This window comes from Sphingomonas sp. AP4-R1, from assembly GCF_013113735.1.
Lineage (GTDB): Bacteria > Pseudomonadota > Alphaproteobacteria > Sphingomonadales > Sphingomonadaceae > Sphingomonas_I.
Map to the genome: position 1 here is coordinate 1600161 of NZ_CP053346.1, position 10898 is coordinate 1611058.

General features: G+C 63.9%; 8 protein-coding genes. 4 read left to right on the forward strand and 4 right to left on the reverse strand.

What is annotated here, in order from left to right; genetic code table 11:
- Positions 1–53: 53 nt before the first annotated feature.
- The 4 genes from cyoD to cyoA all read right to left on the reverse strand — a co-directional run bounded on the left by cyoD (position 54) and on the right by cyoA (position 4129).
- Complete coding sequence (cyoD, locus tag HL653_RS07805; protein WP_171744023.1) at positions 54–434, reverse strand: cytochrome o ubiquinol oxidase subunit IV; 381 nt, start codon at positions 432–434, stop codon at positions 54–56.
- On the reverse strand, positions 431–973 hold the full coding sequence (gene cyoC / locus HL653_RS07810) for a cytochrome o ubiquinol oxidase subunit III (RefSeq protein WP_253718009.1): 543 nt from the start codon (positions 971–973) through the stop codon (positions 431–433). Before cyoC ends, cyoD begins: the two co-directional genes overlap by 4 nt.
- A gap of 86 nt (positions 974–1059) precedes the next feature.
- A complete protein-coding gene (gene cyoB / locus HL653_RS07815) occupies positions 1060–3066 on the reverse strand; it encodes a cytochrome o ubiquinol oxidase subunit I (protein WP_171744025.1) in 2007 nt (668 codons plus the stop codon).
- Positions 3067–3079: 13 nt separating this feature from the next.
- A complete protein-coding gene (gene cyoA, locus HL653_RS07820) occupies positions 3080–4129 on the reverse strand; it encodes a ubiquinol oxidase subunit II (RefSeq protein WP_171746839.1) in 1050 nt (349 codons plus the stop codon).
- A 164-nt stretch (positions 4130–4293) separates the two neighbouring features.
- Between cyoA and HL653_RS07825 the strand changes: the two genes are divergently transcribed.
- The 4 genes from HL653_RS07825 (at position 4294) to HL653_RS07840 (ending at position 9813) form a co-directional block, all read left to right on the forward strand.
- Complete coding sequence (locus HL653_RS07825) at positions 4294–5607, forward strand: MFS transporter (protein ID WP_171744026.1); 1314 nt, start codon at positions 4294–4296, stop codon at positions 5605–5607.
- A 308-nt stretch (positions 5608–5915) separates the two neighbouring features.
- Positions 5916–7511: a flavin monoamine oxidase family protein gene (locus tag HL653_RS07830; RefSeq protein WP_253717696.1), complete on the forward strand. Its 1596-nt coding sequence runs from the start codon at positions 5916–5918 to the stop codon at positions 7509–7511.
- A gap of 5 nt (positions 7512–7516) precedes the next feature.
- Positions 7517–7969 carry a cytochrome c gene (locus HL653_RS07835; protein ID WP_216599962.1) on the forward strand — a complete coding sequence of 151 codons (453 nt, stop codon included), beginning with the start codon at positions 7517–7519 and terminating at the stop codon, positions 7967–7969.
- A gap of 137 nt (positions 7970–8106) precedes the next feature.
- On the forward strand, positions 8107–9813 hold the full coding sequence (locus HL653_RS07840) for an Hsp70 family protein (RefSeq protein ID WP_171744027.1): 1707 nt from the start codon (positions 8107–8109) through the stop codon (positions 9811–9813).
- Positions 9814–10898 lie beyond the last annotated feature (1085 nt).

Consider the following 10898-nt stretch of genomic DNA (forward strand, 5'->3'; position numbering starts at 1 on the left):
CGCGGCCGTCGTCAGTATCCGTGCCACTCCCCCGGAGGAGGAGCGAGCCGCACTCACGGCATCTGCCTCATGTCGGCAGGCATCGGCATCATGTTCGCGTTCAGGTGGTACATCACCCAGATCGAGCCGCTCAGCATGATCACGACCACGATGATCGTGAAGATCAAAGCCGTCATCGACCAGCCGCCCTCGGCCTTCCCGCTCATGTGCAGGAAATAGATCATGTGGACGATCATCTGCACGACCGCGAAGCCGAGGATGACCGCGGCGGTCGTCCCGTTCGGCAGCGCGTGCGTCATCACGAGCCAGAAGGGGATCGCCGTCAGGATGACGGAGAGGACGAAGCCGATCACATAATCCTTGAGCGACCCGTGTGCCTCGACGGCGCCGTGGTGGCCGTGCCCATGATCGTGGCTGTGGCCGTGATCGCTCATCGCAGCATTCCCATCAGATAGACGAAGGTGAAGACGCCGATCCAGATGACGTCGAGGAAGTGCCAGAACAGGCTGAGGCACATCAGGCGGCGCTGGTTGGCGGCGGTCAGGCCGTAGCGGCCCACCTGCACCATCAGCGTGATCAGCCAGATCGAGCCGAAGGTGACGTGCAGACCGTGCGTGCCGACCAGAGTGAAGAAGGACGACAGGAACGCACTGCGCTGCGGGGTCGCGCCCTCGTGGATCAGGCTGGCGAATTCGGTCAGCTCGATGCCGAGGAAGGCGCCGCCGAACAGCAGGGTGACGAACAGCCAGCCCAGCACCTGGCCCTTGGCGCCGCGCTGCATGGCCAGCATCGCGAAGCCGTAGGTGATCGACGAGAAGAGCAGCATCGCGGTGTTCACCGCGACCAGCGGCAGCTCGAACAGCGCCTTGGGGCCGGGGCCGCCGGCATAATTGCCGCCGAGCACCGCATAGGTGGCGAACAGGATCGCGAAGATGAGACAGTCGCTCATCAGGTAGATCCAGAAGCCCAGCATGGTGCTGTGGCCATCGGGGTGCTCGTGTTCGTCGAGATCGTAGAAGCGCACGGCTTCGTCGGTTGCAGCGATCCGGGTCTGCATGATCAGGCCTCCATCGCCAGGACGCGGGTCCGCTCGGCTTCGGTGGCAGCCACCGTTTCCGCCGAGATGTGGTAATCGCGCTTGTAGTTGAACGTATGGCCGATCGCGACCGCGAGGATCCCGACGAAGCTGATCGCCGCGAGCCACCACATGTACCAGATCAGACCGAAGCCCATCGCCAGGCTCAGGCCGGCCAGGATCACGCCCGTGCCGGTATTCTTCGGCATGTGGATCGGGCGGAAGCCCTCCAGCGGACGCTCGGCCTTGCGGGTCTTCATGTCATACCACGCATCGGCGGAATGAATGATCGGCGTGAACGCGAAGTTATACTCCGGCGGGGGCGAGGAGGTCGCCCACTCCAGCGTACGCGCGTCCCAGGGATCGCCGGTCGTGTCGCGCAGCTCCTCGCGCTTCCAGATGCTCACCGCGAACTGCACCAGCATCGCGCCGATGCCGGCGGCGATCATCGCGGCACCGAAGGCGGCGACCAGGAAGAACTTCTGCAGCGAGGGATCGTCGAACACGCGCATCCGGCGCGTCACGCCCATCAGGCCCATGATGTAGAGCGGCGTGAAGGCGAACCAGAAGCCGGGCACCCAGCACCAGAAGCTCACCTTGCCCCAGAAGGTGTTCAGCTTGAAGCCGAAGGCCTTGGGCCACCAGAAGTTGATCGCCGCGAACAGGCCGAACAGCACGCCGCCGATGATCACGTTGTGGAAGTGGGCGATCAGGAACAGCGAATTGTGCAGCACGAAGTCGGCGGGCGGCACCGCGAGCATCACGCCGGTCATGCCGCCGATCACGAAGGTCAGCATGAACGCGACGGTCCACATCATCGGCAGCTCGAAGCGGATGCGGCCGCGATACATCGTGAACAGCCAGTTGAAGATCTTCGCGCCGGTGGGGATCGAGATCACCATCGTCGTGATGCCGAAGAAGCTGTTCACGCTCGCGCCGGAGCCCATCGTGAAGAAGTGGTGCAGCCAGACGAGGTAGGACAGGATCGTGATGACGAGCGTGGCGTAGACCATCGAGGTGTAGCCGAAGAGCTTCTTGCCCGTGAAGGTCGAGGTGACTTCCGAGAAGACGCCGAACATCGGCAGGATGAGGATGTACACCTCCGGGTGACCCCAGATCCAGATCAGGTTCACGTACATCATCGGGTTGCCGCCGAAGTCGTTCGTGAAGAAGTTGGTGCCGGCGTAGCGATCGAGGCTGAGCAGCACGAGCACGGCCGTCAGCACCGGGAAGGAGGCGACGATCAGCACGTTCGTGCAGAGCGACGTCCAGGTGAAGACGGGCATCTTCATCAGCGTCATGCCGGGCGCGCGCATCTTCAGGATCGTCACGATCAGGTTGATGCCCGATAATGTCGTGCCGACGCCCGCTATCTGGAGCGACCAGATATAATAATCCACGCCGGTGGCGGGGCTGTAGGCGAGGCCGGAGAGCGGCGGATAGGCCAGCCAGCCGGTCTGCGCGAACTCGCCGATGAACAGCGAGGCCATCACCAGCACCGCGCCCGCCGTCGTCATCCAGAAGCTGAAATTGTTCAGGAACGGGAAGGAGACGTCGCGCGCGCCGATCTGGAGCGGCACGATGAAGTTCATCAGGCCGGTCACGAACGGCATCGCCACGAAGAAGATCATGATCACGCCGTGGGCGGTGAAGACCTGATCGAAATGGTGCGCGTTCAGAAAGCCGTCATTGCCGTTGAAGGCCATCGCCTGCTGGCCGCGCATCATCACCGCGTCGGCGAAGCCGCGCAGGAACATGACGAGGCCCAGCACCATGTACATGATGCCGATCTTCTTGTGGTCGATGCTGGTGAACCAGTTGCGCCACAGATAGCCCCAGAGCTTGAAATAGGTGAGCAGGCCCAGGACGGCGATGCCGCCGAGCGCGACGCCGCAGAACGTGCCGACGATGATCGGCTCATGCAGCGGGAGCGAATCGAGCGAGAGCCGTCCGAAGATCGGGCTCAACGCGGGAGCGGGGAGGGATGACATCTGGCTTGGGCCTTCAGGAATGGGGGCGCGCGGCGCCGGGCGCCGCGGAGTTCAGGTCGGACGTCGGGACGGTGAGGGGCTTCACGGCCGGCCCGGTGGGCTGCGGCTGCTCGGCGGCCTTCTGCTCTTCGTGCGCGCCCTCTTTCGGGCTGCCGCCCTGCATGTCCATCTTCATCTGATCCCGCACGCACATCTTGCCGGGTTCGACGCACATGTTGACGATCGCATCGAACAGCTGCGGATCGGCGGTGGCGAAGCGCTGGACCGGCGCGTCCTCGCTCGGCTTGGCGAGCGTGAGATAGCCGGCACGATCGAGCGTGCCGCCCGCCGCCTTCACCTGCTTCACCCAGGCGTCGAAATCGGCAGGGGAGACGCTGTTCGCGGTGAAATGCATCTTGGAGAAGCCGGCGCCGCTATAATTGGCGGAGATGCCCTTGAAGCTGCCCGGCTTGTTGAAGACGGCGTTCAGCTGCGTCTCCATGCCCGGCATCGCATAGATCTGGCCGGCGAGCGCGGGGATGTAGAAGGAGTTCATCACCGAGGAGGCGGAGATGCGGAAATGGACCGGGCGATCGATCGGCGCCGCCATCTCGTTGACCGTGGCGATGCCATATTCGGGGTAGATGAACAGCCACTTCCAGTCGAGCGCGACGACCTCGACCTCCAGCGGCTTCACCGAGGCGGCCAGCAGCTTGTTCGCGTCGACGCGGGTGAGCGGGCGGAAGGGGTCGAGCGTGTGCGTGGCGACCCAGGTGAGCGCGCCCAGGCAGATGATGATCAGCAGCGGCGCCGACCAGATGACGAGTTCGAGCTGGGTGGAGTGATCCCAGTCCGGCTCGTAGCGCGCTTCCTTGTTGCTGGCGCGGTAGCGCCAGGCGAACAGCACGGTCAGCGCCATCACCGGAATGATGATCAGCAGCATCAGCGCCGTGGAGATCAGGACCAGATGGGCCTGCTGACGGGCGATATCGCCCGCGGGATCGAGGACGATCATGTTGCATCCACCAAGAAAAGGCAGCGCAGCGAGCGGCAGCCAGCGCAAAAGCCGGGCTGGACGGGTCATCTGGGTCATGGAAGCGGCCGCGTAAGCATCGTTTGCTGCACTGCACATAGGACATTTTGTCCCATCTCCGTAGCGCGTCCGTGTCGACTCGTGTAGCCTGCATGCAACTAAAAACGGGTGTCGAGCGATTCGTATCGGCAACGACACCTTCAGGAGAGGTGGTAATGTTTATGCAGACTACTGCGGAACGTGATGCCGTCGCCCTTCACACGAAAGGGCACAAGGTCGCACCCGATGAAATCGCGGTCGGCGTGATTATTGGACGAACGTCCGAATTCTTCGATTTCTTCGTGTACGCGATCGCCTCGGTGCTGGTTTTTCCGAAGCTCGTTTTCCCCTACGTGGATCCGCTGACGGGGACATTGTATTCGTTCGCGATCTTCGCCCTCGCCTTCATCGCGCGCCCCTTCGGCACGGTGATCTTCACCGCGGTGGACCGGACCTACGGGCGCGGCGCGAAGCTCACCGCCGCCTTGTTCCTGCTGGGCGGATCGACCGCCGCCATCTCCTTCATGCCGGGTTATGAGACGATCGGCGTGGGCGCGGCGCTGCTGCTGTGCCTGTTCCGCATCGGCCAGGGCCTCGCGCTCGGCGGATCGTGGGACGGTCTCGCCTCGCTGCTCGCGATCAACGCGCCGGAGGGCCGGCGTGGCTGGTATGCGATGCTGCCGCAGCTCGGCGCGCCGCTTGGCCTGATCGTGGCGAGCCTGCTCTTCACCTTCCTGCTCACCACCCTTCCGACCGAGGATTTCCTCAGCTGGGGCTGGCGCTATCCCTTCTTCGTGGCCTTCGCGATCAACGTGGTGGCGCTGTTCGCCCGCCTGCGGATCGTCGTGACCCACGAATATGACGAGCTGTTCCAGCAGGGCGAGCTGGAGCCGGCGCCGATCGCCGAAACCGTCCAGTCGCAGTGGCGCACGATCGCGATGGGCGCGTTCGCGCCGATCGCCAGCTTCGCTCTGTTCCACATGGTCACGGTGTTTCCGCTGTCCTGGGTGATGCTGTTCACGAAGGAAACGCCGATCAGCTTCCTCGCGATCGAGGCGGTGGCCGCGGCGGTCGGCATCGGCTCGATCATCATCTCGGGCTATGTCGCGGATCGGGTCGGCCGGCGCACGTTGCTGGGCGCCTGCGCGGCGGCCATCGCGGTGTTCAGCGGCTTCGCCCCGCAATTGCTGAGCGCGGGCGAGAGCGGCGAGATCGTGTTCATGATCGGTGGCTTCATCCTGCTGGGCTTGTCCTTCGGCCAGTCGTCGGGCGCGCTCTCCTCGCGCTTCACGCCGAACCATCGCTACACCGGCTCGGCGCTGACCTCTGATCTGGCCTGGCTGTTCGGCGCCGGCTTCGCGCCGCTGGTGGCCCTGCTGCTGTCCAGCCATTACGGGCTGCTCGCCTCGGGCGCCTATCTGCTCTCCGGTGCGATCTTCACGCTCGGGGCGCTCTGGGTGAACCGGGAACTGGCGAATTCGATCGAATAAGCCGTTCCACGATCGAATCCATCAAGACGCGGTCGCACTTCGGTGCGGCCGCGTTTTTTTCTGCGTTGAGCCGCGTTGTTGCATCCGGATCACGCAATGCATGACGAATGTGGGTTGGAAGTCGGGGCTCATATATCCGTTTGACTTGCGGAATCGATCACGGGCACACATTCCGTAGAGTGATTCCGAAACGGTCCTTTCGTGGGGAGCGAAAATAAGGATCGGGCGGAGGCATTCGGCAAGATGACGGCCTCCCGCGAGGAGCGCCGCGGCTGGGGGAGCAGGACCGAACCAAGGGGGAAGCCTGCGTGCTCGATGACACTTCCGCGCCCATGAACCGCCGGGCGCTGTTCGCGATGATCGGCCGTACGGCCGGCGTCGCCGCCATGTATCAGGCGATGGCCTCGCTCGCTTATGCCGCCGATTCCACCTTCACCGGGCCGATCAACCTGACGGGCGCGCCCAAGGGGTCCTCCGTGCTGATCCTTGGCGCGGGGCTGGCGGGCATGGTCGCCGCCTATGAGCTGGGCAAGGCCGGCTACAAGGTCCAGATCCTCGAATATCAGAATCGCGCGGGCGGGCGGAACTGGTCGCTCTATGGCGGCGATACCTATACCGAGCTGGGCGGCTTCACGCAGACGATCGGTTTCGACAACGGCCTCTATCTGAATCCCGGCCCCTGGCGCATCCCGCACCACCACAAGGGCCTGCTCCATTATTGCCAGCTGCTCGGCGTCCAGCTCGAGCCGTTCATCCAGCTGAATTACAACGCCTATGTCCATTCCACGAAGGCGTTCGGCGGCAAGCCCAGGCGCTATCGCGAGGTGGAGGCGGATTATGACGGCTATGTCGCCGAATTGCTCGCCAAGACGATCCAGCAGGACAAGCTCGATCGCCCCGTGACGAAGGAGGATCGCGAGATCCTGCTCCAGTCGCTGCGCCAGTGGGGCGCGCTCGACAAGAATTACACCTATTCCAAGGGGCTCACCGCCAGCGACCGGCGCGGCTTCGATCATCCGCCCGGCGGCGGGCTGGATGCGATGCCCACGCCCTCCGATCCGATCGGGCTGGAGGATCTGATCCGCTCGCGCCTGTGGCAGGCGATCGGCCAGTCCAAGGTGTTCGACGTGCAGCAGACGATGTTCCAGCCGGTCGGCGGCATGGGCATGATCGGCAAGGCGTTCGGCAAGCAGCTGGGCGAGATCATCCATTACAACGCCAAGGTCACCGAGATCCGGCAGGATGCGCGCGGCGTCACCGCCTCGTTCGTCGATACGGTGAAGGGCGGTGCTGTCCAGACGGCGCGGGCCGAATGGTGCGTCTGCACGATCCCGGCCTCGGTCCTCAGCCAGATCCCGATCAATGTCGGCGCGCCGATGAAGGCCGCGATCGATGCCTTGCCTTATTCGGCCTCGGCCAAGGTGGGCCTGCAGATGAAGCGGCGCTTCTGGGAGCAGGACGAGGGCATCTTCGGCGGCATCACCTACACCGATCAGATGAACCGCCTGATCAGCTATCCCAGCACCGATTATTTCAAGTCGGGCAAGGGCGTGCTGCTCGGCGCCTATACGTTCGGTTCGCCGGCGTCCGAATTCACCGCCATGTCGCCGGCGGAGCGGATCGAGAAGGCGCTGGAATGCGGCGCCAGCATCCACCCGCAATATCGCGCGGAATATGAAACGGGCGCGTCGGTCGCCTGGCATCGCGTGCCCTGGACGCTCGGCTGCGCGGGCAGCTGGACCGAGGAGACGCGCGCCGCGCACTACAAGGATATCTGCGCGATCGACGGACGGATCGTGATGGCGGGCGAGCATGTCTCGATGATCCCCGCCTGGCAGGAGGGCGCGGTGCTCTCGTCGCTCGATGCGATCGCGCGGCTCCACAAACAGATCGTGCAGAGGTGAGGGCGATGGACAAGGCGTGGATGGGCGGCATCGGGATGCGCCGGATCGGGCTGGTCGCGGCGGCAGGCACGCTGGCGGCGATCGCCGTCACCGGCGTCACCGGCATCGCCTCGGCCCAGCGCGCGAGCGGCTACAGCTATCAGTCCGGGCAGGACATCTACACGCATGTCTGCCAGGGCTGCCACATGCCGGACGGCAAGGGCGCCCAGGGCGCGGGCGCCTATCCGGCGCTGGCGGGCAATCCGAAGCTCGCCTCGCCGCTCTATCCGGTGCTGGTGATGCTGAAGGGGCAGAAGGCGATGCCCTCCTTCTCCGATCTCACCGACGCGCAGGTGGTGGAGATCACCAACTATGTCCGCACCAACCTGGGCAACCATTTCCAGGGGGCGGTGACGCTGGATCAGGTCAAGGCCCTGCGCTCACAGGCCGTCCAGCAAAGTACGGTGCGGCCGGGCTGATAGGCAGCGCGATCGTCGCATCGGCGTTGCCAGTTCGCCTGTAATCTCGAAATTTCCGTCACTCTTGACGCTGTGATCGCCCGTGTCGGCTGGTATCGGTCGGTGCCAGCCGCTACCTTGATCGGTGGGGGGCAAGAATGATCGTCGGTATCGATTTGGGCACCACCAACAGCGCGGTTGCGGTGTGGCGCAACGGTGTCGCCGAGCTCATTCCAAATGCGCTGGGCGATGTCCTCACGCCCTCGGCGATCAGCGTGGCCGACGACGGATCCGTCCTGATAGGGAGCGCCGCGCGCGAGCGGCAATCGACGGAGCCCACTCGCACGGCCACCGCCTTCAAGCGTTACATGGGCACGGAACGTCGCATGATGCTCGGCGCGATACATGCCAATGCCGAGGATCTGTCCGCGCTTGTCCTGAGAAGCCTCAAGGCGGATGCAGAGGCGTTTCTGGGCGACACGGTAACCGGCGCCGTGATTACCGTCCCTGCTTATTTCAACGATCGGCAGCGCAAGGCGACCCAGCGCGCCGGTGACCTTGCGGGCCTCCAGGTCAAGCGCCTGCTCAACGAACCCACTGCCGCTGCGCTCGCATTCGGATTGCAGACCCGTGAGGCGCGCGAGCCCTTCCTGGTGTTCGATCTGGGAGGCGGGACCTTCGATGTTTCCGTGGTCGAGATGTTCGACGGGATCGTCGAGGTTCGCGCTTCGGCCGGCGATAATCGACTGGGCGGTGAAGATTTCAATGCCAGTCTCGCAGCGATGATGCGCTCGCGGATCGATCCCGACGGCCGCTTCGCCCGGCATGATGCGCGGCTTGTGGAGGAGCGCCTGCTGGTCGCGGCGGAACGCGCCCGTCGCCTTCTCACCAGCCAGGATACGGCATTGTTTGCCGTCACGATCGGCGACGAGCGGTTCGAGGGCATCGTATCGACAGAGGAGTTTGAGGCGCAGGTCGCGCCCCTGCTCGCCCGGCTGCGCGATCCGGTCGTCCGTGCCTTGCGTGACGGAGGGTTGCGGGCGGAAGCGCTGAGCGAGATCGTCTTGGTCGGTGGCGCGACGCGCATGCCCGCCGTTCGTCGCGCGATCACCAAGATGTTCGGTCGTTTCCCGAGCCATGCGGTTCATCCCGATCATGCGGTGGCGCTTGGAGCGGCCATGCAGGCGGGCCTTCTCCAGCGCGATGCCGCGCTCGAAGAGATACGCCTGTCGGACGTGTGTCCGTTTACGCTGGGCATCAACGTCGCTGAACGGGATGCGCAAGGCAGGTTCCATAGCGGGCTTTATTCGCCCGTCATCGAGCGGAACACGCCGATCCCCGCGAGCCGCGAAAACCGCTATTCCACGATGGCGGACAATCAGCGCGAAATAGTCATGGACGTGTTCCAGGGCGAAGCTCGTTTGGTCGCCGACAATGTGAAGATCGGGACCGTGTCCGTTCCGGTGCCGCCGCGCCCGGCTGGCGGGGTCGAGGTGAAGGTTCGCTTCAGTTACGATACCAGCGGATTGCTGGAAGTGGACGTTTCCGTTCCGTTGACGGGTGTCACCCGAAATCTTGTGATCGTCGATGAGATAGACAGCCCCGATGCCGCGACGATCGCGGCACGGCGCGAGAGCTTGGCAGCCCTCAAGGTTCATCCGCGGGATCAGGCGGAAAATGCGCTTCTGCTGGAGCGAGCGGCCCGATGTTATGAAGATCATATCGGAGATGCCCGCATACAGATCGGCCAATGGGTCACCGCGTTCGAGGCGGCACTGGATGATCAGAGGCCGCGCGCCATCAGCGAGGCACGCCAACAGCTTTCGGCGGAACTCGACCAACTCGACGGAGAACGAATATTGTGAACGCCGTCGAAGTCTGGCGGCTGCTCGGCATCGCTCCCACCGGCGACGTCGCTGCGATACGGAGCGCCTATGCGGCCGCACTGAAGGCCATCGATGTCGACGCGGATCCCGAGGCATTCATTGCCCTGCGCGCCGCTCGCGAACGCGCCCTGACCGGTGCTGCTCTGCCGGTTCTGTCCGACACCGATGACGACGACTACTACGATGATGACTACGACGATGATGATCTCGGGCTTCATGATGATGAAGCGACGGATTTCATGCTCTTGCAGTCCGACCATAACGTCGTCGATCCCGCGATTCATCATCAGGCTTTGGTGGCATTGCTTCTGCCCGAAGGCGAGACGCGGTCCGAGGCCCTCGAGGCGCATGAGGTCGAGGCTCTTCTGTGGCATTTTGACGCGCTCGCGCGCGATCCGCAGCTCGATCAGGTCGATATGTTCGCCCATGCCTCCGAATGGTTCGCTCGGCTGATCGCCGAAGCTTGCCCGCGCTCGGACCCGCTGATCGGGCCAGCCGCCACCGTGTTCGGCTGGGGGAGCGAGGCCAGTGTCAGCGATACGCCGGCCTTGGCGTTCGTCCTCGGTCGTCGGGCTGCCCTCGCATTTCGCGAGAGCGTCAGATCTCCCGATCACGCACTGCATGGCGCCTGGAAAGAGCTGATCAAACCGACCGACGAACACAGTCGACGGGGCTGGGTCAGGCGCCGCAACGTGCGCGACCTCCTCACTACGATCCGCACGCGTTATCCGACGTTGGAACGCGAGTTCGATTGGTATCGCGTCCAGCTCTGGGACAGACCGGTTGTTCGAGTGACGCTGCGACGTGGCATCATCGCGTTTTGGATCGTCTATGTTTTCGTGCGAGTCCTCATCTCGGTTTTTTCAACCGAAGAATCTCCCCCGTCAGTTCCGGTCCCGCCGCCAAATATCGTCAATCCGCTGGTCCTGCCGGTTCCGGACATCGACGCTGCGCTGGAACAGATGATCGGCGACGATTTGCCCGTCTCCGAATTCCAGCAGCTTCATCCAACTCTCTATGGGCTCCTGCTGACGAACTGGAATATCGCCCAAACCGAAGGAACA

What these genes read in the sequence shown, in the direction of transcription:
- cyoD (WP_171744023.1), bottom strand. Translation starts at nt 434, where the DNA reads ATGAGCGATCACGGCCACAGCCACGATCATGGGCACGGCCACCACGGC.
- HL653_RS07825 (WP_171744026.1), top strand. Translation starts at nt 4,294, where the DNA reads ATGTTTATGCAGACTACTGCGGAACGTGATGCCGTCGCCCTTCACACG.
- cyoC (WP_253718009.1), bottom strand. Translation starts at nt 973, where the DNA reads ATGCTGGGCTTCTGGATCTACCTGATGAGCGACTGTCTCATCTTCGCG.
- HL653_RS07840 (WP_171744027.1), top strand. Translation starts at nt 8,107, where the DNA reads ATGATCGTCGGTATCGATTTGGGCACCACCAACAGCGCGGTTGCGGTG.
- cyoB (WP_171744025.1), bottom strand. Translation starts at nt 3,066, where the DNA reads ATGTCATCCCTCCCCGCTCCCGCGTTGAGCCCGATCTTCGGACGGCTC.
- cyoA (WP_171746839.1), bottom strand. Translation starts at nt 4,129, where the DNA reads ATGACCCGTCCAGCCCGGCTTTTGCGCTGGCTGCCGCTCGCTGCGCTG.
- HL653_RS07835 (WP_216599962.1), top strand. Translation starts at nt 7,517, where the DNA reads ATGGACAAGGCGTGGATGGGCGGCATCGGGATGCGCCGGATCGGGCTG.